This is a genomic window from Streptomyces sp. NPDC017979 (assembly GCF_044328175.1).
In the GTDB taxonomy this organism is placed as follows: domain Bacteria; phylum Actinomycetota; class Actinomycetes; order Streptomycetales; family Streptomycetaceae; genus Streptomyces.
On the sequence record NZ_JBIRGU010000018.1, the window covers coordinates 136,690 to 158,309 of the forward strand.

Sequence of the window (21,620 nt, forward strand, 5' to 3'; positions counted from 1 at the left end):
GCCGTCGTGAGTCGCACTGCTGCGGTGCTCGGCAGCGATCCTACCGGGATCGGGTCACCCGACCGCGCGCACCATGTCCACGAACAGGCCGTGCACCCGGTGGTCCCCGGTCAGTTCGGGGTGGAACGAGGTGGCGAGGGCGTTTCCCTGGCGCACGGCGACGATGTGGCCGTCGTGCTCGGCGAGCACCTCCACGTCCGCGCCGACCGACTCCACCCACGGCGCCCGGATGAAGACCCCTTCCACGGGCCCGTCGACCCCCGTGACGTCGACGGACGCCTCGAAGGACTCGTTCTGCCGGCCGAAGGCGTTGCGGCGGACGATCATGTCGATGCCGCCGAAGGTCTCCTGCTCGGAGCGCGGGTCGAGGATCTTGTCGGCGAGCATGATCAGTCCGGCGCAGGTGCCGTAGACCGGCGTGCCGACGCGGATCCGCTCGCGCAGCGGCTCCAGCACGCCGAAGACGTTCGCCAGCTTGGACATCGTGGTGGACTCGCCGCCGGGGATCACCAGGGCGTCGACCTCGGCGATCTCCTCGGGCCGGCGCACCGGCCTGGCCACGGCGTCCACCGCGGCCAGGGCGATCAGGTGCTCCCTGACGTCGCCTTGGAGGGCGAGCACGCCGATCAGGGGGGTGCTCACTACCAACCCCGGTTCGCGTAGCGCTCGGACTCGGGCAGGGTGTCGCAGTTGATGCCGACCATGGCCTCGCCCAGGTTGCGGGAGGCATCCGCGATGATCTTGGGGTCGTCGTAGAAGGTGGTGGCCTTCACGATGGCGGCGGCGCGCTTGGCGGGGTCGCCCGACTTGAAGATGCCGGAGCCGACGAAGACGCCCTCGGCGCCGAGTTGACGCATCAGCGCGGCGTCGGCGGGGGTGGCCACGCCGCCGGCGGAGAACAGCACGACCGGCAGCTTGCCCAGCTCGGCGACCTCCTTCACCAGCTCGTACGGGGCGCGCAGCTCCTTCGCGGCGGCGAACAGCTCGTTGTGGTCGTAGCCGCGCAGCCGGGCGATCTCGTTCTTGATCTGACGCAGGTGGCGCACCGCCTCGACGACGTTGCCGGTGCCGGCCTCGCCCTTGGAGCGGATCATGGCCGCGCCCTCGGCGATCCGGCGCAGGGCCTCGCCCAGGTTGGTGGCGCCGCAGACGAAGGGGGTGGTGAAGGCCCACTTGTCGGAGTGGTTGACCTCGTCGGCCGGGGTGAGCACCTCCGACTCGTCGATGTAGTCCACGCCGAGGGACTGGAGCACCTGGGCCTCGACGAAGTGGCCGATGCGGGACTTGGCCATCACGGGGATGGAGACCGCCTCGATGATCTCCTCGATCATGTTGGGGTCGGACATCCGGGCCACGCCGCCGTCCTTGCGGATGTCGGCGGGGACCCGCTCCAGGGCCATGACGGCCACGGCGCCCGCGTCCTCGGCGATCTTCGCCTGCTCGGCGTTGACCACGTCCATGATGACGCCGCCCTTGAGCTGCTCGGCCATGCCGCGCTTGACGCGCGCGGTGCCGGTAGCGGGGGCGTCCGACTGCGGGGTGGTGGAGAGCGTGCTGGACACGGGGGCAACCTCACTCGATGACGGCGGTACGGCCGGGGCACGGGGGGCCTCCGACCGGTGGACGTGTCATCGATGGAACAACCACGGATCAGTCCACTACAAGGGCCAATGGTCAGGCGGTGGATCGTTTTCGCTGGTCAGGACGTCAGGAGGCGCCCGGCCGGTCCGCGAGGGCGGCGGGGGGCTCGTCGTCCATCTCGAACGCAAGGGGGAAGGGCGCGTGTCCGGCGAGCCGGAACCAGCGGACCTTGCGGTGGCGGCGCAGGGCGCGGGCCGCGCGCACGGCGTCGTTGTGGAACCGCCGCGCCATGGGGACCCGGCGCACCGCCTGCGCCAACTCCGCGGATGCCTCCTCGCCGCCGGGCACCTCGCGCACCGCCTCCATCTGCGCCGGCTCGGCGAACACCGCCCGCAGCGCGGCGCTCAACTCGCTCTCGGCGACCTCGCGCTGCTCCTCGTCGGCCTGGCGGGCGGCGTGCGCGGCCTCGTACAACACGATCGATGCGGCGGGGTCGAGCACGCCGGACGTCGCGAACTCCTGGGTGACGGAGGCGCGTCGCAGCAGTTGCGCGTCGAGGGCGGCGCGGGCGGCGTCGATCCGGGTGTGCAGCCGGTCGAGCCGCCCGGCGGTCCAACTGAGGTACAGCCCGACGGCGAGCAGCCCGACGAGAACCCAAATGAGCGTTGCGATCACGATCGCCAAGGCTACGCGTCCCCTGCGGTCTGCTTGCGCTTGCGGGTTCCTTGCGGGTCCGGCTCCCGCCGCACGTGGAGCACAGGTCTTGGGGGGGGGCGGCTCCCGCCGGGGTCACGGGTCGCTTGGGGCGCTGGGGTCCCCCTTCACGCGCGCGCCCCGGGGCACGGGGTTCTCAAGCGCTTTCCTCGGCTACAGCCTGGGTGGGGGTTGGTCGCGCAGTTCCTCCCCCTGTGCCCTGCGGGCACGGGGGCACCCCCACCTACGCCCGAAGGGCGTGGGGGGACCCCCAGCGCCCCTAAAAACCCTCGCCCAGCAGGCACGGCAGGGGACCTCCACCGCCCCGGAAGGACCGTGGTCCATCGCCCTGGAGAGGGTCAGTGCTTCGCGAGGCCCAGGCGGCCGCGGAGGCCGCCCCGGTCGTCCGCGGCCACGGACGCCGCGCCCGCCGTCACCGTCTCGTACACCGCCAGCACGTCCGCCCCGACCGTCGACCAGTCGAAGCGCCGTACGTGGGCCGACCCCCGCTCCCGCAGGCGCTCGCGCCGCTCCGGGTCGTCCAGGAGGCGGACCGCGGCCGCGGCGAGCGCGTCGGGGTCCTCGTTGGCGAACAGGTCGCCCGCCGCCCCCTGGTCGAGGACCTGGGCGAACGCGTCGAGGTCGCTGGCGAGGACGGGTGCGCCCGCGGACATCGCCTCGACCAGGATGATGCCGAAGCTCTCGCCCCCCGTGTTGGGCGCGACGTACACGTCGACGCTGCGCAGCAGCCGCGCCTTGTCCTCGTCGCTGACCATGCCGAGGAACTCGACCCGCGAGCGCGCCTCGGGCGGCAGCAGGGCCAGCGCCTCGTCCTCGTCGCCGCGCCCGGCGACGAGGAGCCGGGCGTCCGGGCGGGCCGCCAGGATCGTCGGCAGGGCCTTCATCAGCACGGGCAGCCCCTTGCGGGGCTCGTCGATGCGGCCGATGAAGCCGATCGTGCCCCCCTGCCATTCCGCCTTCGGCTCGGCCCGCTCGAAGAAGGAGACGTCCACGCCGTTCGGGATGACGACCGCGTCGCCGCCGAGGTGTTCGACCAGGGTGCGCCGCGCGTACTCGCTGACCGCGATGCGCGCGCTGATCTTCTCCAGCGCCGGCTGGAGGATCGGATACGCGGCGATCATGGCGCGCGAGCGCGGGTTCGAGGTGTGGAAGGTGGCGACGATCGGCCCCTGCGCGGCCCAGCAGGCGAGCAGCCCCAGCGAGGGCGAGGTGGGCTCGTGGATGTGGATCACGTCGAAGGTGCCGTCGTGGAGCCAGCGCCGCACCCGGGCCGCGGACAGGAAGCCGAAGTTCAGCCGGGCGACCGAGCCGTTGTACGGGACGGGCACGGCGCGGCCCGCGGAGACGACGTACGGCGGCAGGGGCGTGTCGTCGTCGGCGGGGGCGAGCACGGACACCTCGTGACCGCGCCGGATCAGGTGCTCGGCGAGGTCCCGGATGTGGAACTGGACGCCCCCGGGGACGTCCCAGGAGTACGGACAGACGATGCCGATCTTCACGCGCCCGCCTCGTTCCCGGCCCCGTTCCCCGCCCGGTCGCCGGCGCGCGGCTCCAGGTCGGCGAGCCACAGTCGCTGGAGCATGTGCCAGTCCTCCGGGTGGTCGGCGATCCCCGTGGCGTACGCGTCCGCCAGGGCCTGCGTCATCGAGGACGTCTTGTCGGCCCGGCTGCCCGATTCGGGCACCTCGACGGGCGGATGGACCCGGCCGTGCATCACCGGCGCCTCCTCGTACCAGAGGGTCACCGGCAGCAGCAGCGCACCGGTCTGCTGGGCCAGCAGCGCGGGCCCGGCCGGCATGCGCGTCGTCTCGCCGAAGTACTTCACCTCGACGCCGGACGAGGACAGGTCGCGGTCGGCGACCAGGCACACCAGGCCGCCGTCGCGCAGCCGGCGCGCCAGGGTGCCGAAGGCGGAACCCCCGGCGTGCGGCAGCACCTCCATGCCGAGGCTCTCCCGGTACGCCACGAAGCGGTCGTACAGCGACTCGGGCTTCAGCCGCTCGGCGACGGTGGTGAAGGGGGTCTGCAGGACCCGGGTCACCCAGACGCCGGCGAGGTCCCAGTTGGCCAGGTGCGGCAGCGCGAGGATCACCCCGCGGTCGGCCGCGATGCCGTCGGTGAGGTGGTGCACGTCGTGGATGTGGACGTTCGCGCGGACCTGCTCGGTGGACCAGGTCGGCAGCCGGAAGGACTCCATCCAGTAGCGCATGTACGAGCGCATCCCGGCCTTCGACAGCTCCGCCAGGCGCTGCGGCGAGGCGTCCGGCACCACCCGGGCCAAGTTGGCCTCCAGCCGCAGCACTCCCTTGCCGCGGCGCTTCCAGGCGGTGTCCGCGATGGTGCGGCCCAGGCGGGCCGCCGCCGGCTCCGGCAGCTTCTTGACCGCGCCCCAGCCCAGTCCGTACATCCCGTCGACCAGCCGCTCGCGGGCGGTGGCGGGGGGCCGGCCGGTCACGACGCCTCGGCCCCGCTGCGCTCCTCGCGGCTGGCGGCGTCCGCCTCGGCGGCCTCCCGGCGCACCGTGACGACCCGCTGCCCCAGCGTGATGGCGCTGCCGACGGCGACGATCCACAGCGCGATCGGCAACAGCACGTCGATGCCGGGGACGCCGAAGGCGTGCAGCCCGGCCAGACCGGCCGCGACCAGCGAGATCACCAGTCGCTCGGCCCGCTCCACCAGGCCGTTCACCGCGACCGGGAGGCCGATGGCCTCGCCGCGGGCCTTGGTGTACGACACCACCTGGCCGCTGGCGAGGCAGAAGATCGCGACCGCGCAGAGGATGTTGTCGTCGCCCTTGCCGGCGTACCAGAGCGCGAAGCCGCCGAAGATCGCGCCGTCGGCGACCCGGTCGAGCGTGGAGTCCAAGAAGGCACCCCAGCGGCTGGAGATCCCGGCCTGGCGGGCCATGTTGCCGTCGACCAGGTCCGAGAAGACGAAGAGCGTGATGACGATCGTGCCCCAGAAGAACTCTCCCCGGGGGAAGAAGACCAAAGCACCCGCCATCACTCCCGCCGTGCCGATCAGAGTGACCGCGTCTGGGCTCACCCCGCGGCGGAGCAGAAACGCGGCGAACGGTGTGAGGACACGCGTGAAGAATGCACGCGCGTACTTGTTCAGCATGGCCTTCCCGGGGTTCTCTACCGCCGTGCGGCCCCATTGGCCACCGGCTGGCCCATCGTAGCCAGGACCGGGGCCCCGTACCGCCGGGCACCCGCGACCGGGCCCCTCCCGCCCCGGCCCCGAGGCCGGCCGACCGGCGCGCGGGGGCGCGGCGGGGAGCGTGCAGGCGCACGGGGAACGCGCGGCGGCGCCCGGGCAGCGGGGCGCGGTGTCCGACGTATGGACGCACCCTGACGGGAGTGGAAAGCTCGAAGGACGACCGCGGGCTCCCGCGGAGCGGCCCCCGTACGCTCCGGTCCCCGGCGTCCCCGCCCGCGGCCCTCATGTCCCCGTAGCGCCATCGAAGCCATCGATCCGATCGATCGGGAGGCAAGAACCATGGGCGACAAGGCGAACGCACACCCCGGAGCCGCCGGCAGGGCTACAACGGCCGACCGGCCCTCATCCATTCGGAACGTGGTGCTGGTCGGCCACAGCGGATCGGGAAAGACCACCCTGGTGGAGGCGCTGGCCCTGACCGCGGGAGCGGTGAACCGCGCGGGCCGCGTCGAGGACGGCGGCACGATCTCCGACTACGACGAGATCGAACACCGTCAACAGCGCTCCGTACAACTCTCGCTCGTCCCCGTCGAATGGGACGGCTACAAGATCAACCTGCTGGACACCCCCGGCTACGCCGATTTCGTCGGGGAGCTCAGGGCCGGTCTGCGCGCCGCGGACGCGGCCCTCTTCGTCGTCTCGGCGGCCCAGGAACCCGGCGCCGTCGCCGGGGCCACCCGGGCGGTGTGGGAGGAGTGCGCCGCGGTCGGCATGCCCCGCGCGATCGTGGTGACGCACCTGGAGACCGCCCGCACCGGGTACGAGGAGCTGACCGGGGTGCTCGCCGAGGTCTTCGGCGGGGACGACCCGGACGCCGTGCTCCCGCTGTACCTGCCGCAGTACGGCGCGCCGGGGCCCGACGGCCACTCCCCCACCACCGGGCTGGTGGGCCTGCTGACCCGGAAGGTGTACGACTACGCATCGGGCCGGCGCGACGAGCTGCCGCCCGATCCCGACCAGGAGCCGCTGATCGAGGAGGCCCGCAACCGGCTCATCGAGGGCATCATCGCGGAGAGCGAGGACGAGTCCCTGATGGACCGCTACCTCGGTGGCGAGGACATCGACGTCAAGACGCTCGTCGACGACCTGGAGACGGCCGTCGCGAGCGGCACCTTCCACCCGGTGCTCGCCGCGGCGCCGGCCGTCGACGGCGGGCGGGAGGGCCTCGGCACGGTGGAGCTGCTGGAGCTGATCACCCGCGGCTTCCCGACGCCGTTGGAGGCCCGGTGCCCCCAGCTGACCACCCCGCAGGGCGCGGCCCGCCCCGCGGTGGGGTGCGACCCGGACGGGCCCCTGGTCGCCGAGGTCGTCAAGACGTCGTCCGACCCGTACGTGGGCCGCATCTCCCTGGTCCGGGTCTTCTCCGGCACCCTGCGCCCCGACGAGACGGTCCACGTCTCGGGCCACGGGCTCGACGGCCACGCCGACCGCGACGGCGCGGAGGCGGCCCTGCACGAGGCCGACGAGCGGGTCGGCGCGCTCTCGGCGCCCTTCGGCAAGCAGCAGCGCACCCTGGGGCGGGTGATCGCCGGCGATCTGGCGTGCGTCGCGAAGCTGTCCCGCGCGGAGACCGGCGACACGCTCTCCGCCAAGGAATCGCCCCTGCTGATGGAGGCGTGGTCGATGCCCGACCCGCTGCTGCCGCTGGCCATCCAGGCGCACAGCAAGGCCGACGAGGACAAGCTTTCGCAGGGCCTGACCCGGTTGGTCGCGGAGGACCCGACGATGCACCTGGAACAGAACCAGGCCACCCACCAACTGGTGCTGTGGTGTCTGGGCGAGGCCCACGCGGACGTGGCCCTGGAGCGGCTGCGCACCCGCTACGGAGTCCAGGTCGACGTCGTCCCGCACAAGGTTTCCCTGCGGGAGACCTTCGGGGGCAGGTCGGCGGGGCGCGGGCGGCACGTGAAGCAGTCCGGCGGCCACGGCCAGTACGCGATCTGCGAGATCGACGTGGAGCCGCTGCCCGCGGGCTCGGGCATCGAGTTCGTCGACAAGGTCGTCGGCGGCGCGGTGCCGCGCCAGTTCATCCCCTCGGTCGAGAAGGGCGTGCGCGCCCAGGCGGCGCGCGGGGTGGCCGCCGGCCATCCCCTGGTGGACGTGCGGATCACCCTGCACGACGGCAAGGCGCACTCGGTGGACTCGTCGGACGCCGCGTTCCAGACCGCGGGCGCGCTCGCCCTGCGGGAGGCCGCGAGCGGCACCACGATCCATCTGCTGGAGCCGGTGGCCGAAGTTCGGGTACTGGTTTCGGACGAATACGTCGGGCCGGTGATGAGCGATCTGTCGGGGCGGCGCGGCCGGGTCGTGGGGACCGAACAGGCGGCCGGGTCCCGCACCCTGGTCCGGGCCGAGGTGCCGGAGATCGAGATCGGCCGGTACGCCGTCGACCTGCGCTCCATTTCCCACGGCACGGGCCGGTTCAGCCGCTCGTACGCCCGTCACGAGCCGATGCCCCAGCAGGTCGCCGACCGGCTCGGGGCCCTGCTCGAAGGCGGCGCGTAGGCGCTGTGCGCCCCCGCGGTCCGGGCCGTCCGCCCCGTTCGAGCGGGCGGCCACCGCAGCCGATTCCGCGCTCCCGTGACGAAGCGCCTACGCCCCGGATACGCTGAGGTGCGCAGCTCAACAGGTGTGCGGGGCACGGCAGTCGGGAAGAGGCCGCAGAGCGGAAGCGGCGTGCGGCGATGGGGGCCTTAAGTGGCGGACGGATTCGATTTCTCTCCCGGGGCGCAGATCCCGATCCAGGGAGCGGCGGGACAGACGGCGGCGACGCATGCGCTCGCCTCGGCGGCGTACCGCGACAGCCCGGTCGCGACGATCTTGGACGCCAACAACGACTGGCACAAGTCGGACGTGAAGAAGGGGAAGTTCTCCCTCTTCGAGCCGAACTTGGGCGAGGCGTTCTGTCGGGCGGTGCAGGTGCGGACGCTCGGCGGGGCCCGCGGGGCGCTGATCCAGTCCTTCGGCATGGAGCCCCAGACGGTGGTGGAGCACTGTCTGGCGGCCAGCGGGCTCCGCAAGGCGCGGGACACCAAACTGACCGCCGTCATGGGCGTCTTCGGGCTGCTGTTCCTGCCGGGGCTGCTGTTGTGGATGGGCGTCTTCCAACTCCGGCGCACCCTCGCCGGCGCGCAGGACAAGCGCGCGGGGGCGCTGGGCACCGCCCTGATGGTGGGCATCGCGGCGCTCGCCGTGATCTTCATGATCAAGGCGCCGCTCACCGGCTTCCTCGGCTACTACGTCCGCGGGATGATCGTCGCGCCGGTGATCGGCTGGTACCTGGCCAAGCGGATCTGTGAGAAGTCCGCCGTCGACATGCGCGCACGCTGGGACGGGATGCTGTCGGGCGGCGGGGTGGCGGCCAAGGTCCCCGAGGCCGTCCCCGGCCATCCGAACGAGACCGCGCGCGAGGAGCTGCGCCAGGGCCTGGAGAAGCTGACCGCCGAGCAGAACGCGAACTCGGTCTTCTACGCCGGCCCCAAGGGGATACTGGGCATGGGCACCCGGTGGGGCAGTTGGCAGATGGCCGAGGAGTTGGTGCCGAAGGAAGCCGGCAAGGAGATCAACCAGTTCCGGAGCTGGGACGTGATACGCGCGATCCACGACCGGCTCAAGCTGCTGGAGCGCGGCCCGTTGAACTCCGGCGGCTTCCCCACCCCGTCGGTGAAGCACTGGATCGTCACCCCGGTGGCCGAGGGCGCGGGCGGCGTGAGCCGCCCGGAGGGCGCCGACGTGGAGGCGTTCCAGGTCAAGCCGCACGAAATACAGCGCATCTGCAACCACCAGCAGTTCAGCGGCGGCAACCGACACTACCTGGGCGTGCAGTTCGTGCTCTGGGACGGCCAGTTGGTGATCACGATGATGATCACGGTGACGGTGCTCCACGAGACCCTGCGGGTCGAGGTCACCGGCCATGCGCTCGGCCCGGTGCACGGTCTGTTCACCACGAAGTCCTCCCCCAAGACCAAGACCGTCAGCAAGACGATCCGCTTCTGGGAGACCCGGGACATCGTGCTGCCGCTGGTGGAGACCAAGGAAGTGGTGCGGCTCGCGGTGCGCGCGCCCTTCACCTGGTACCCGCCGCTGCTCGACTTCCTCGGCGGGAAGCTGGTGCTGCCGGAGCCCTTCGGGCTGCGTCACGCCTGGGCCGAGCAGCCCTGGCGGCACCGCTTCATGGCCGACGACGCGATGCGCGCCGCCGCGCCCGTGCTGCGCGTGGCGCACGCGGCGGCGCTGAAGGTGCTGGAGGAGAACGGCGTCGACACCGACCGCTTCAGCAGCCGCTCGATGGCCGTCAGCGGCGCGGTCCAGGACGCGGCCCCGCGCAAGGCCGACCTGTACGACGCGTAGCCGCACCACTCGGAAGCGAAGGGCTGCCGCTCCGCCGCGAGCGGAGGGGCAGCCCTTCTTGCCGTACGAAGGAGTGCGGGACGTGCGGGAGGCGCAGGATCGTTACGCGTCGGGCCAGGCGTCGGCGAGCATCGCCCGGGTGTCCGCCAGCAGTTGCGGCAGCACCTTGGTGTGGCCGACGACCGGCATGAAGTTGGTGTCCCCGCCCCAGCGCGGCACCACGTGCTGGTGCAGATGGGCGGCGATCCCGGCGCCCGCGACCGAGCCCTGGTTCATTCCGATGTTGAAGCCGTGCGCCCCGGAGGCGGCCCGCAGCGCGGTCATCGCGCGCTGGGTGAAGAGCGCGAGTTCCGCGGTCTCCGCCGCGTCGAGTTCGGTGTAGTCCGCGACGTGCCGGAACGGCACGACCATCAGGTGTCCGCCGTTGTACGGGTAGAGGTTCAGCACCGCGTAGACGCTCGCACCCCGGGCGATCACCAACCCGTCCTCGTCCGACTTCGACGGGATGGCGCAGAAGGGGCAGCCGTCGCCCGCTTCGGGTCCGGTGGGCTTGTTCTCGCCCTGGATGTACGCCATCCGGTGCGGCGTCCACAAGCGCTGGAACGCATCCGGCGTTCCCACCCCGATCTGCTGCTCCGGCTCACTCGTCATGCTGTGCAGCATATGGCGTCACCCCTGCGCAGCGTGTCGCCGGGGGCGGGCCGGAACGGGCCCCGCGATGCTGGAGCGATGAACGCCCCGAGCCCCGAGAGCACCCGCGCCGAGAGCCGGATGTGGCGCTGGCGCCAGCGCACCGAGATTCCCCTCTTCGTCGCCTCGGGGGTCTTCCTGGGCTGCTACGCGGTACGGATCCTCGACGACGACCTGCCGCAGGGGTGGAATGACGTGCTGCTGCTGGTCACCTATGCGACCTGGGCGCTCTTCGTGGTGGACTACGCGGTCCGGTGGCGGATCAGCGGCGAAGGGCTGTCCTTCGTGCGCGGCCATCTGATGGACGCGGTGGTGGTGCTGCTGCCGCTGTTGCGCCCGCTGCGCTTCGTCAAGCTCTACGAGTCCGTCCAGCACCGCCGTCAGCACGCCCGGCTGTCCCTCTACGCCCGGGTGATCTCCTACGCGGGGATGTCGGCGGTGCTGCTCGGCTTCGCCGGTGCGCTCACCGTGTACGCGGAGGAGCGCGGGGCGCCGGGGGCGACGATCAAGACCTTCGGGGACTCGGTCTGGTGGACCTGCTCCACCCTGACCACCGTGGGGTACGGGGACGTGACCCCGGTGACCTTCAAGGGCCGGGCGGTCGCGGTCTTCATGATGGCCGGCGGCCTGGCGCTGCTCGGCGCCGTGACGGGCTCGTTCTCGTCCTGGCTGATCCAGACCTTCACGCTGGACGAGGACAAGCGGCCCCCGGGGAGCACCCCCGGGGGCCGTTCGTGAACCGTCTGCGGCGGACGGCCGCGCGGTCTCAGACCTGGACGCGGTCGGCGACGACCTTGGCCAGCTTGTCGAGGGCCTGGTCGCGCGGGACGCCGTTCTCCTGGGAGCCGTCGCGGTAGCGGAAGGAGACCGTACCCGCGTTCATGTCGTCGTCACCGACGATGATCATGAAGGGGACCTTCAGCTTCTGGTGGTTCCTGATCTTCTTCTGCATCCGGTCGGACGAGGCGTCCACCTCGACGCGCAACCCCCGCTTCTTGGCGTCGGCGGCGAAGGCGTGCAGATAGTCGACGTGGGCGTCGCCGATCGGGATGCCGACGGCCTGCACCGGGGCCAGCCACGGCGGCATGGCGCCCGCGTAGTGCTCCAGGAGGACGGCGAAGAAGCGCTCGATGGAGCCGAACAGGGCGCGGTGGATCATCACCGGCCGCTGGCGGGAGCCGTCGGGCGCGGTGTACTCCAGGTTGAACCGCTCGGGCAGGTTGAAGTCGAGCTGGATGGTCGACATCTGCCAGGTGCGGCCGATGGCGTCGCGCGCCTGGACGGAGATCTTCGGGCCGTAGAAGGCGGCGCCGCCGGGGTCGGGGGTGAGCGGGAGGCCCTGCTTCTCGGCCACCTGCCGCAGCACCTCGGTGGCCTCCTCCCACGTGTCGTCCGAGCCGACGTACTTCTCCGGGTCCTTGGTGGACAGCTCCAGGTAGAAGTCGGTCAGGCCGTAGTCCCGGAGGAGGTTGAGGACGAAGGTGAGGGTGCGGTCCAGCTCCTCGGCCATCTGCTCACGGGTGCAGTAGATGTGCGCGTCGTCCTGGGTGAAGCCGCGGGCCCGGGTCAGGCCGTGCACCACGCCGGACTTCTCGTACCGGTACACCGTGCCGAACTCGAAGAACCGCAGGGGCAGTTCCCGGTAGGACCGGCCCCGGGCGTCGAAGATCAGGTTGTGCATGGGGCAGTTCATGGGCTTGAGGTAGTAGTCCGTACCACCGTCGAGCTGCATGGGGGGGTACATGCCCTCGGCGTACCAGTCCAGGTGGCCGCTCTTCTCGAAGAGGGCGCCCTTGGTGGCGTGCGGGGTGTAGACGAACTCGTACCCCTCCTCTTCGTGGCGCTTGCGGGAGTAGTCCTCCATGACGCGGCGCACGATGCCGCCGCGGGGGTGGAAGACGGCGAGGCCGGAGCCGATCTCGTCCGGCACGGAGAACAGGTCCAGCTCCGAGCCCAGGCGGCGGTGGTCGCGCTTCTCGGCCTCGGCGAGGAAGTCCAGGTGCGCCTTCAGCTCGTCCTTGGAGGGCCAGGCGGTGCCGTAGATGCGCTGGAGCATCGGGTTCTTCTCGCTGCCGCGCCAGTACGCCGCGGCGTTCCGCATCAGCTTGAAGGCGGGGATGGCGCGGGTGGTCGGCAGGTGCGGACCGCGGCACAGGTCCTTCCAGCACAGCTCGCCGGACTTGGCGTCCAGGTTGTCGTAGATGGTGAGCTCGCCGGCGCCCACCTCCACGTCCGCGCCGTCGTCGCTGGAGGCGGCGCCCTTGAGGCCGATCAGCTCCAGCTTGTACGGCTCGTCGGCCAGCTCCGCGCGGGCGTCCTCGTCCGTCACCACGCGACGGGCGAAGCGCTGCCCGCGCTTCTGGATCTCCTGCATCTTCTTCTCGACGGCCTTCAGGTCCTCGGGAGTGAAGGGCTTGTCGACGTCGAAGTCGTAGTAGAAGCCGTCCTTGACCGGGGGGCCGATGCCCAGCTTGGCCTCGGGGAACAGCTCCTGCACGGCCTGGGCCATCACGTGCGCCGTGGAGTGGCGCAGGATGTCCAGGCCGTCCGGGGAGGAGATCTCGACGGGCTCGACGACCTCGCCGTCCGCGACCACGTACGTCAGGTCCTTCAGCTCGCCGGCGACGCGCGCGGCGATCACGGTGCGCTCCCCGGGGAAGAGGTCGGCGGCCGTCGTGCCCGTGGTCACCACGCGCTCTTCCCGCTCGGAATCGCGTTGGACGGTCACACGGACGTCGGACACCGTTCTCTCCTGACTGATGAAGACTGCTGAGCTGACGAGGACTGCTGAAGGGGTCGCACCAGCGAGCCACCGGTGGGCCACCGGCGGGCACTGAGTGCAACTGAATCGTACCGACCCTCGGGGTCCGCCCGCTAAACGGCGACCGCGCCTGTGGATAACTCCCCGCCGCCGGTCCGCAGCGCCGCTCCCCCGGCAGGTCGCACCGCAGGTCACCCGGCTCGTACGGCGCCGCGGCGCCGGCCGCCACCCGCAGCCGGACGCCCCCGGCGCCCGCGCCGCCCGCGCCGCCCCGACGCGACGGTCGACGGCCGCGCCGGGCGGGGAGGACGACGGGGGCGACGCGCCCGGCGTACGGGGCAAACGGCCCGGGTATCACCATCTCGGGCAGGGCAGGCGCCACCTGCCGTGCATGGGCGAGGAGTTCGGGGATGACGTGCTGGTTCGACGGCCCGTTGGCCGCGTTCGACACGGGGACGACCGGGGTGGACGTCGAGACGGACCGCATCGTCTCGGCGGCCCTGGTGGTGCAGGACGCCGCGGGCGCCGCGGTCCGGGTGACGCGCTGGCTGGTCAGCCCCGGGGTGCCGGTCCCGGCGGCGGCCACCGGGGTGCACGGCCTGACGGACGAGCACGTCCAGCGGCACGGCCGCTGGCCCGCCCCGGTGATGGAGGAGGTGGGGCGCTCGCTGGCCGAGCAGTGCGCGGCGGCCCGCCCGCTGGTGGTGATGAACGCGCCGTTCGACCTGACGCTGCTCGACCGCGAGTTGCGGCGCCACCGGGCGGCCTCGCTGGCGCGCTATCTGGAGCACGTCCCGCTGTGCGTACTGGATCCGCGGGTGCTGGACCGGCACCTGGACCGCTACCGCAAGGGACCCAGGAGCCTGGCGGACTTGTGCGCGCAGTACGAAGTGCCCCTGGAGGACGGGCACGACGCGGCGACGGACGCGATGGCGGCGCTGGAGGTGGTACGGGCGGTCGGCCGTCGGTTCGCGGCACGGCTGGAGCGCCTGTCCGCACCGGAGTTGCACACGCTCCAGGCGGTGTGGCACGCGGCGCAGGCCCGGGGCCTCCAGGCGTGGTTCACGTTGAACGGCTCCCCGGAGGCGGTGGACCCGGCGTGGCCGCTGCGCCCCGAACTGCCGGCCGCCGCCTGAAGGTCCGCGCTCCGGGCATGAAAGAACCGGCCCGCCTTCGGCGGACCGGTCTCTCCCGGTGGGCGATACTGGGTTCGAACCAGTGACCTCTTCGGTGTGAACGAAGCGCTCTCCCACTGAGCTAATCGCCCGGGAACGGACTGAACCATACAGGCCCCGACGCCCTGCCTTCAAATCTGTTGCGGCGCCTTCCGTTCCGTCGCGGCTCCTCCGGTTCCGTGGCTGCTCCTTCAGTCCTGTCGACGCCCTTCCAGTCGCGCAACCAGTCCGCGGCGGCCGGCGCGCATCATGAGGGCGTGGTTGGCGCGGAACAACGGCCGGCCCGGCACCGCCAGCCTCCGCATCAGGGGCTTGCGGACCTCCACCTCCTGGTCGTAGGAGAGTCGGGTGCCGGCGCTGCCCACGGCGACGGTCCAGCGGGCCCACCCCACCAGGTCGCCCCGCATCGCGACCTCCAGCACGCCCGCCGCCGGGTCCTGGCGCACGGCCCGCACGGTGACGGTCAGCTCGTACGGCAGGGCCGAGCGCAGCCGTACGACGCCGGTGTCCGCGCCGAGCGGGGTGACGGCCCGCACCTGGGGCCACCAGCGGGGGTACTCCTCGGCGCGGGCCAGTACCTCGTACACCGCGCCGGGTGCGGCGGCGACCTCCCAGCGCGCACGGAAGCGGTAGCGGTTCCAGTCCATGGGCCCAGTCTGCGCATCCGGGGTGCACGAGGGGGCGTACTCACCCGCCATCTGAGTACCCGCGCCGATGCCCGTGCGGTGTGGCCGGCGCCACACTCCGCAGCATGAACCCATCCGAGCCGCCACGGTCGTCGCCACCGCCGCCCGCCGTGGAGTTGGCGATGCTCAACAACGAACTCGCGCAACTGGACGCCCGAAGGTCGCAGTTGCTGGTGCGCCGGGCCTGGCTGCTGTCCGCGATGCAGCACCCCGTCGCGCCGCGGGCGCACGCCGTCACAGCGCCCCGGGCCGCCGCGGTGGCGCCGGAGACCTCGCGCCGCGGTGCGCAGAACGCGCTGCTGGTGCTGGGCGGGGTGCTGCTGGCGATCGCGGCGATCGCGTTCACGCTGGTGAGCTGGGGGTCCATGGGCATCGGCGGGCGGGGCGCCGTCCTCGCGACGATCACCGCCGCCGCGCTGCTCGCGCCGGTGGCCCTGCTGCGCCGGGGCCTGGCGTCGACGGCGGAGTCCGTTGCCTCTCTGGCGCTGGTGCTCACGGTGTTGGACGCCTACGCACTTCGCCAGGTCGCGCTCTCCGACGCATCGGGCACGGGGTACGCGGCGGGGGCGGCGGCGGTGTTGGCCGCGCTGTGGGCGGGGTACGGAAGGTGGCTGACCGCGCTGCGGCTGCCGCTCCCGCTCGCCGTGGCCTGCGCCCAACTGCCGCTGGGCCTGTGGGCGGTGACGGTGTCGCCGGGGGTGCTGCCGCTCGGCTGGGCCCTGGTGGCGACGGCCGCGTTCGACGTGGCGGTGGCCGTCGCCGTGGCGCGCCGGGCGGTGCGCGTGAGCGCCACGGTCGGCGCGGTGGTGGCCGGCGGTTGGGCCGGCGCCATCGGCGTACTGGAGTCGGCCGCGGCCGGCAGCGCGACGGGCGCCCTGCTCAGCGGGGTGCTGCTGGCCGCCGTCGCCGCGGTGGCGCTCGGGTGGGCGTGGCGTACGTCCGAGGGCGCACTGCCCATGGCAACGGCGGCGGGCTTCGCCCTGACCGCGGCCGCGGGCGGACTCCTGCGGCAGGTCTTCCCCGCCGGCTGGGCGGTCCCCGCGTATCTGCTCGCCGCGATCGCCGTACTCGCCGTACTCGCCGCGTTGGCGGCGACGGGCTCCGGTCTGCCGCGGCCGATGGCGCGCGGGCTCGCGCTGGCCTCGGCGGCGGTCCACACGGGCGCGGTCCTCGTGACGCTCCCCCTGCTCGCGATCGTCCTGGGCGGTCCGGCCGAGACGGTCGCGGACGGCATCTGGCAGGGCGAGCCCTCCGACGTCCACTCGGCCATCGGCTCCGTTCTGCTCCCGGTCGACTTCGCGCCGGCGCCGGTCGTCCTGCTGCTGGCGGCGACAGCGCCGCTGGCGTGGCTGGCCCGGCTGCGCACCGCGCCCCGGCCCACCGTGGCGGACGCCCGGCGGGCGGACCTCGCCCGCGGCCTGTCCGTGGCCCTGGTGTGGGCGGCCCTGCTGACGGTGCCGGTGGCCCTGACGTGGGCGTACCCGGTGGCCGTGGCATACGGGCTGGCGCTCACGCTCGCCGTGCTCGCCCTGAGCACCCGCCGGTCCGCGGCGCTCGCCCCGGTGGCGCTGGGCTGCGCCCTGGTGGGCGCCGGAAGCCTGGGCGCGCTGGCGCTGGCGACCCGGCCCGCGACGTTCACCGTGCTCGGCGTGCTGGTCGCGGCGCTGGCGGGGGCAGCCGTCGTGACGCGCGCCGGGGACGCCGTACGGGCCGCGCAGGCGGTCGCCGCGACGTTCTTCGGCTGCTGGCTGGTGCTCGCCCTCGCGCGGGCGGCGGAGCTGTCGTGGCACGGGGCGGGGCTGGCGCTGCTCGTCGTCCCGGCCGTCGCCTGTCTGATCGCCGCCCGTACGGCCGGCCGGCCGGCGAGCGGGGCGTCGTCGCCCGCGGACGGGTCCAGCGCCGCCGTAGGCCCGCTCAGCCACCCGCTGACGCTCGCCCTGGAGGTGGCGGCGGCGGTCGCGGCCGCGGGCGCGGTGCTGCTCACCGCCGGCCGGCTGCCGATGCTGTCCCTGGCGCTCGCGCTCACCGGGGTGATCGCCGCGGGCACCGCGATCCGGCCGCAGCGCCGCGCGGCCGCCGGCACCTTGGCCGTGGTGCTCTTCGTCGGCGCTTCCTGGGCGCGGCTGGCGGCGTCCGAGGTGACGCTCCCCGAGGCGTACACCCTCCCGGTCACCGTGCCCGCGCTGGTCGTCGGCGCGCTGCGCCGACGGCGCGACCCGCAGGCCCCGTCCTGGACGGCGTACGGTCCGGGACTGGCCGTGACGCTGCTGCCGAGCCTGTCCGCGGCCTGGGGCGACGCGCACTGGGTACGGCCCCTGCTGCTGGGCCTCGCGGCGCTGGTGGTGACCCTCGTGGGCGCCCGGCTGCGGCTCCAGGCCCCGCTGGTGCTGGGCGGCGCGGTCCTGGCGCTGGTGGCACTGCACGAGTTGGCGCCGTACGTGGCGCAGGTGGTGGGCGCGCTGCCGCGCTGGCTGCCGCCGGCCGCGGCAGGGCTGTTGTTGCTCACCGTGGGCGCCACCTACGAACAGCGCCTGCGGGACGCCCGCCGACTGCGCGAGAGCCTGGGCCGGCTGGGCTGAGAGCGGTGTCCCCGGCGCTGGCCGGGGACACCGAAAGCGCCGGGCACGCAAAAACGACGGTGGGGTCGGTCCGTGATCTTGCGGACCGACCCCACCGTCGACTGTGTGGGCGATACTGGGATCGAACCAGTGACCTCTTCGGTGTGAACGAAGCGCTCTCCCGCTGAGCTAATCGCCCGGGAACGCATCGCAAACATTACCCCATGTCAGCGGTGGTCCTGACCCCCCTGAGGTCTACTCGTTGATCTTCCACGGCATGACGAGGCCGAACTTCCACAGGTAGATCGCGCCGAGGACGGCGCAGATCACCACGCCGATGGTGGTGAGGATGATGTTCCGGCGCCGCACCCGGGGGTCGAGCGCCCGCTGCGCCGCCTCGCTGACCTTGCGCTTGGTCCAGCGCAGCACCAGCTGGGCCCAGACGAACTCGGTCGCCCAGATGGCCATGCCCGCGAAGATCACGAGCCAGCCCGGCCCCGGCAGCACCAGCATGGCGGCGCCCGCGCCGACCACCGCCAGTCCGACCAGGAAGACCCCCACCTGCCAGCTCACGTGCAGCACCCTGGAGCGCTGGATGAACTGTGGCGCGCGCGAGCCCAGCGGTTGGTCGGCCGCCTTCCCGTCCTTCGCGCCCTCGGCGGGCTTCCCCTCGACGGCCCCCGCCGCCACTTCCCCCGGTGCGGAAGACGAGGCCGTGGTCATCAGGGCCTCCCCCCGCTCGCTCTCCGCATTCATGCCCTCAAAGCTACCGGATTCGGTTCGATCACCGGAATGGCCGTATAACACAAAGTAATGCACCGCCGTACGAGCGATATGAAGAGTCACAAAACGGTCAGACGGGTTTACAACGACACCGTAGGTGGCATGTCGATTTCGCCGACGTGCGAATCCCCGAGCGCACACTGAGCGAAAGGCCCTGGCGCTTATGAACACCACGGTCAGCTGCGAGCTGCACCTGCGCCTCGTTGTATCGAGCGAGTCTTCACTGCCTGTACCCGCGGGCCTGCGGTATGACACGGCCGATCCCTATGCCGTGCACGCCACCTTCCACACCGGAGCCGAAGAGACGGTCGAATGGGTCTTCGCCCGCGACCTGCTCGCCGAGGGCCTGCACCGGCCCACCGGCACGGGTGACGTCAGAGTCTGGCCGTCCCGCAGCCACGGCCAGGGCGTCGTCTGCATCGCGCTCAGCTCCCCGGAGGGCGAAGCCCTGCTCGAAGCCCCGGCGCGGGCCCTGGAGTCGTTCCTGAAGAGGACCGACGCGGCCGTGCCACCGGGCACCGAGCATCGTCACTTCGACCTCGACACCGAACTCTCGCACATCCTGGCCGAGAGCTGAGCCAGGCCGAGAGCTGCTCGGCGCCGTCCTACTCGGGGAGACGGCGCCGCGCAGACAACCACATACGAAAGGAACCGGAGCCGTCACCGCGCACCTGCGCGGTGACGGCTCCGGTGCGTCTTGGAGCGAGCCGCTAGAGTCAGCGCAATTCTGCGGGTACCGGCTCGCAGCAGGCCATGGAGTGAATCGTGCTGATCCCCCACGACACCAGATTTGCCCTCGACATGGTGGTCGACCTGGTGAACACGGCGCCGGAGGGCGATCAGGCCGACGGTCTGGCGGATCTCGCCGCCCTCCAGGCATTCGTCCGCGCCCATTCCATCAGCGACGTGGGCGAACTCGGGGCGCGCGACCTGAAAGCCGTCCAGGGCGTGCGCGCCCGGTTCGCGGAGATCTTCGCGGCCCCCGGGCGACGGCTCGCCGCGGAACTCCTCAACGAACTCGTCGCGGCGGCCGGCACCACGCCCCAATTGACCGACCACGACGGCTACGACTGGCACGTGCACTACTTCGCGCCGGGCGCCTCCGTCGCCGACCACCTCGCGGCCGACGGCGGCATGGCCCTGGCGTTCATCGTCGTCGCCGACGAGCAGGAACGGCTGCGCCGGTGCGAGGCGCCGGACTGCGGCCGGGCCTTCGTCGACCTGTCGCGCAACCGCTCGCGCCGCTACTGCGACAGCCGCACGTGCGGCAACCGCCTGCACGTGGCGGCCTACCGGGCCCGCCGCAGGGAAGCGGCGGGCTGACGCGGCCCGCGCTGCGCGGCCTCACAGCAGGAAGAGGTCGTGCAGGGCGGCCATGAGCAACAGCACGCCGACCACCGTCAGGAAGATCATCAACGGTGGCTGGGACAGGGCGAAGAGGCAGCCTCTCGGCTCGTCGGTCTTCTGCGTCGGTGCGGGGGACTGGCCCCGGGAGGTATCGAGCATCTCGGGGCCGATGATGACGCAGAGCGCGCCGTGGTGATCGGCCAACACACATACTGGACAGGGGCGTTCATCACATCCCGCCGCCCCGTCTCACCTGCTGAGAAGCGGCTGATGTCAAGGCGGTGTCACCCCTCGGGACAGACCCCGGCGCCCCCCTCGGGCAGACCCAGTCCCTCCCTTCCGGACCTTGCTGGGCACGCGTGCCCTGGCACCGCTCCCCCTGGGCCTTCCGGAGGGCCTAGATGCCGTGCTTCTTCAAGATCGCTTCGATGTCGCTGAAGTCGTCCGCCGCGCCCGCCTTCGGCGCGGACGCCGGCTTCGCGGCGGAGCGGCCGGCGGGGCGCGCTGCCGTGCCGAGCGAGGGCGCGGACGCGGCCGGCGCCACGGCTTCGCGGCCGGCCGCCTTGGCCGCCCTGCGCTCCTTGCGTCCCACGATGCCCTTGCGCCGCTCCACGGCCCGGGTGCCGAGGAACATCAGCCACGCGCCGCCCAGGAGTCCGAAGCCCAGCCAGGCCGTGGGGCTGAAGGCGGTGTCGACCGCCCAGCCGACGGCGCCCGTGAGGACCAGGCCGATGGGGACGAGGGAGTACGCGGCGATCCTGGCGGCGCTCAAGAAGCGCTTGCGGTAGGCGGTGACGGCGGCGATGCCCAGGCCCGCCGCGGACACCGCGGAACAAATGGTCTCGGCAATCATCCGGTCCTCCTGCTGGGCGGGGCATGCGCGGTTGCGTCCCTTCCATCCTGCACCGCCCCGGGCGGAACCGGCCACGGTGGGCGCCGGTCTCAGGGAGATCTCCGGGACGCGCTCATCCCCAGGTCCCGGTCCGGCGCCCCTGCGAAGTGCGTCGCCGAGGCCCCGCGGCCCGGTGCCGCGCAGCCGTCCCCGGGCTGGGAAACTGGTCCCATGAACGACCTGACCCCCTCCCCCGCCGGCCCCGCCGACTCCCGAGTCCCCGTGGTCCTCGACGTCTGGTGCGAGCTCCAGTGCCCCGACTGCCTGAGCGCCCTCGACGACCTGCGGGCGCTGCGGGAGCGCTACGGCGCCCAGTTGGACGTACGCCTGCGGCACTTCCCGCTGGAGAAGCACCGGCACGCCTTCGCCGCCGCCCAGGCCGCCGAGGAGGCCGCGGTGCAGGGCGCGGGTCAGGCGTACGCGGAGGCGGTACTGGCCCGGGTCGAGGAACTGGACCGCAGGGGCGAGCCCGTCCTCCTGGAGGTCGCCCGGGAACTGGGCCTGGACGCCGACGAGTTCGAGACCGCGCTCATCGACGGCCGGCACATCCTCGTCGTCGACGCCGACCACGCGGAGGGCAAGGCGATCGGGGTCACCGGCACCCCCACGTACGTCATCGACGGGGAGCGCCTCGACGGCGGCAAGAGCCAGGACGGCCTGCGCGCCCGCATCGAGGAGATCGCCGACCGGCTGCTCGCCGGCGCCTAGATGAATGAGTCCGAATGTTGTCAGTGGTCGTAGGCGGTGAGGGAGCGTTTGGTTGTGGCGTCGGTGGTCCAGTTGTGCCAGATGGCTGTGGCGAGGGCGAGGAGTCGTTGGGCGGTGCGGGCGAAGACTCCTGCTGGGGTTCTGCCGCCGTGGTGT

General features: G+C 72.5%; 20 protein-coding genes, 2 tRNA genes and 1 pseudogene. 8 read left to right on the top strand and 15 right to left on the bottom strand.

Annotated elements, in window-relative coordinates:
• Nucleotides 1–54: 54 nt before the first annotated feature.
• The 6 genes from pdxT to pgsA all read right to left on the bottom strand — a co-directional run bounded on the left by pdxT (nucleotide 55) and on the right by pgsA (nucleotide 5,415).
• Nucleotides 55–642 carry a pyridoxal 5'-phosphate synthase glutaminase subunit PdxT gene (gene pdxT / locus ACH4E8_RS32595; RefSeq protein WP_398455112.1) on the bottom strand — a complete coding sequence of 196 codons (588 nt, stop codon included), beginning with the start codon at nucleotides 640–642 and terminating at the stop codon, nucleotides 55–57.
• A complete protein-coding gene (gene pdxS / locus ACH4E8_RS32600) occupies nucleotides 642–1,562 on the bottom strand; it encodes a pyridoxal 5'-phosphate synthase lyase subunit PdxS (RefSeq protein WP_398455113.1) in 921 nt (306 codons plus the stop codon). Before pdxS ends, pdxT begins: the two co-directional genes overlap by 1 nt.
• Before the next feature lie 145 nt (nucleotides 1,563–1,707).
• Entirely contained in the window at nucleotides 1,708–2,256 is a 549-nt protein-coding gene (locus tag ACH4E8_RS32605) for a hypothetical protein (protein WP_398455115.1), read from the bottom strand.
• A gap of 377 nt (nucleotides 2,257–2,633) precedes the next feature.
• Entirely contained in the window at nucleotides 2,634–3,794 is a 1,161-nt protein-coding gene (locus ACH4E8_RS32610; RefSeq protein ID WP_398455117.1) for a glycosyltransferase family 4 protein, read from the bottom strand.
• Nucleotides 3,791–4,702 carry a phosphatidylinositol mannoside acyltransferase gene (locus ACH4E8_RS32615; RefSeq protein ID WP_398455146.1) on the bottom strand — a complete coding sequence of 304 codons (912 nt, stop codon included), beginning with the start codon at nucleotides 4,700–4,702 and terminating at the stop codon, nucleotides 3,791–3,793. Before ACH4E8_RS32615 ends, ACH4E8_RS32610 begins: the two co-directional genes overlap by 4 nt.
• A 44-nt stretch (nucleotides 4,703–4,746) precedes the next feature.
• On the bottom strand, nucleotides 4,747–5,415 hold the full coding sequence (gene pgsA / locus ACH4E8_RS32620) for a phosphatidylinositol phosphate synthase (RefSeq protein WP_398455119.1): 669 nt from the start codon (nucleotides 5,413–5,415) through the stop codon (nucleotides 4,747–4,749).
• Between the two features lie 378 nt (nucleotides 5,416–5,793).
• Here pgsA and ACH4E8_RS32625 point away from each other — a divergent pair, with 378 nt between their 5' ends.
• Complete coding sequence (locus tag ACH4E8_RS32625) at nucleotides 5,794–8,019, top strand: elongation factor G-like protein EF-G2 (protein ID WP_398455121.1); 2,226 nt, start codon at nucleotides 5,794–5,796, stop codon at nucleotides 8,017–8,019.
• Between the two features lie 192 nt (nucleotides 8,020–8,211).
• Complete coding sequence (locus ACH4E8_RS32630; protein WP_398455123.1) at nucleotides 8,212–9,864, top strand: hypothetical protein; 1,653 nt, start codon at nucleotides 8,212–8,214, stop codon at nucleotides 9,862–9,864.
• A 102-nt stretch (nucleotides 9,865–9,966) separates the two neighbouring features.
• Here ACH4E8_RS32630 and ACH4E8_RS32635 read toward each other — a convergent pair whose 3' ends face one another.
• Nucleotides 9,967–10,527 carry an HIT family protein gene (locus ACH4E8_RS32635; protein ID WP_398455125.1) on the bottom strand — a complete coding sequence of 187 codons (561 nt, stop codon included), beginning with the start codon at nucleotides 10,525–10,527 and terminating at the stop codon, nucleotides 9,967–9,969.
• 66 nt (nucleotides 10,528–10,593) lie between these two features.
• Between ACH4E8_RS32635 and ACH4E8_RS32640 the strand changes: the two genes are divergently transcribed.
• Nucleotides 10,594–11,292: a potassium channel family protein gene (locus ACH4E8_RS32640; protein WP_398455127.1), complete on the top strand. Its 699-nt coding sequence runs from the start codon at nucleotides 10,594–10,596 to the stop codon at nucleotides 11,290–11,292.
• A gap of 28 nt (nucleotides 11,293–11,320) precedes the next feature.
• Here ACH4E8_RS32640 and thrS read toward each other — a convergent pair whose 3' ends face one another.
• Nucleotides 11,321–13,297, bottom strand: coding sequence for a threonine--tRNA ligase (gene thrS, locus ACH4E8_RS32645; RefSeq protein WP_398455129.1), 1,977 nt, complete (start codon nucleotides 13,295–13,297; stop codon nucleotides 11,321–11,323).
• Nucleotides 13,298–13,725: 428 nt separating this feature from the next.
• Here thrS and ACH4E8_RS32650 point away from each other — a divergent pair, with 428 nt between their 5' ends.
• Entirely contained in the window at nucleotides 13,726–14,451 is a 726-nt protein-coding gene (locus tag ACH4E8_RS32650; protein WP_398455130.1) for a 3'-5' exonuclease, read from the top strand.
• Between the two features lie 59 nt (nucleotides 14,452–14,510).
• On the opposite strand, the gene ACH4E8_RS32655 is transcribed toward ACH4E8_RS32650, so the two are convergent.
• Together ACH4E8_RS32655 and ACH4E8_RS32660 are read right to left on the bottom strand one after the other, a co-directional pair.
• A tRNA-Val gene (locus ACH4E8_RS32655) sits at nucleotides 14,511–14,582 on the bottom strand.
• A gap of 99 nt (nucleotides 14,583–14,681) precedes the next feature.
• The gene (locus ACH4E8_RS32660; RefSeq protein WP_398455131.1) at nucleotides 14,682–15,137 is read right to left on the bottom strand and encodes an SRPBCC family protein; all 456 of its coding nucleotides are present in this window, start codon (nucleotides 15,135–15,137) and stop codon (nucleotides 14,682–14,684) included.
• Between the two features lie 104 nt (nucleotides 15,138–15,241).
• Between ACH4E8_RS32660 and ACH4E8_RS32665 the strand changes: the two genes are divergently transcribed.
• On the top strand, nucleotides 15,242–17,755 hold the full coding sequence (locus ACH4E8_RS32665) for an SCO7613 C-terminal domain-containing membrane protein (protein WP_398455133.1): 2,514 nt from the start codon (nucleotides 15,242–15,244) through the stop codon (nucleotides 17,753–17,755).
• A gap of 106 nt (nucleotides 17,756–17,861) precedes the next feature.
• Here the strand turns inward: ACH4E8_RS32665 and ACH4E8_RS32670 are convergent.
• Together ACH4E8_RS32670 and ACH4E8_RS32675 are read right to left on the bottom strand one after the other, a co-directional pair.
• Nucleotides 17,862–17,933: transfer RNA gene (locus ACH4E8_RS32670), tRNA-Val, on the bottom strand.
• Between the two features lie 56 nt (nucleotides 17,934–17,989).
• Nucleotides 17,990–18,490, bottom strand: a complete 501-nt coding sequence (locus ACH4E8_RS32675; protein ID WP_398455134.1) for a TIGR02611 family protein — start codon at nucleotides 18,488–18,490, stop codon at nucleotides 17,990–17,992.
• 190 nt (nucleotides 18,491–18,680) lie between these two features.
• Between ACH4E8_RS32675 and ACH4E8_RS32680 the strand changes: the two genes are divergently transcribed.
• Nucleotides 18,681–19,094 carry an SsgA family sporulation/cell division regulator gene (locus ACH4E8_RS32680; protein ID WP_003959770.1) on the top strand — a complete coding sequence of 138 codons (414 nt, stop codon included), beginning with the start codon at nucleotides 18,681–18,683 and terminating at the stop codon, nucleotides 19,092–19,094.
• Between the two features lie 188 nt (nucleotides 19,095–19,282).
• A complete protein-coding gene (locus tag ACH4E8_RS32685; RefSeq protein WP_398455135.1) occupies nucleotides 19,283–19,840 on the top strand; it encodes a CGNR zinc finger domain-containing protein in 558 nt (185 codons plus the stop codon).
• A 21-nt stretch (nucleotides 19,841–19,861) separates the two neighbouring features.
• On the opposite strand, the gene ACH4E8_RS32690 is transcribed toward ACH4E8_RS32685, so the two are convergent.
• Together ACH4E8_RS32690 and ACH4E8_RS32695 are read right to left on the bottom strand one after the other, a co-directional pair.
• On the bottom strand, nucleotides 19,862–20,068 hold the full coding sequence (locus ACH4E8_RS32690) for a hypothetical protein (RefSeq protein ID WP_398455148.1): 207 nt from the start codon (nucleotides 20,066–20,068) through the stop codon (nucleotides 19,862–19,864).
• Between the two features lie 193 nt (nucleotides 20,069–20,261).
• The gene (locus tag ACH4E8_RS32695) at nucleotides 20,262–20,717 is read right to left on the bottom strand and encodes a hypothetical protein (RefSeq protein ID WP_398455136.1); all 456 of its coding nucleotides are present in this window, start codon (nucleotides 20,715–20,717) and stop codon (nucleotides 20,262–20,264) included.
• A 210-nt stretch (nucleotides 20,718–20,927) separates the two neighbouring features.
• On the opposite strand from ACH4E8_RS32695, the gene ACH4E8_RS32700 reads away from it, so the two are divergent.
• A complete protein-coding gene (locus tag ACH4E8_RS32700) occupies nucleotides 20,928–21,464 on the top strand; it encodes a DsbA family protein (RefSeq protein ID WP_398455137.1) in 537 nt (178 codons plus the stop codon).
• Nucleotides 21,465–21,484: 20 nt separating this feature from the next.
• On the opposite strand, the pseudogene ACH4E8_RS32705 reads toward ACH4E8_RS32700, so the two are convergent.
• Nucleotides 21,485–21,620 (bottom strand): annotated as a pseudogene (locus ACH4E8_RS32705) (IS982 family transposase); the annotation flags it as partial.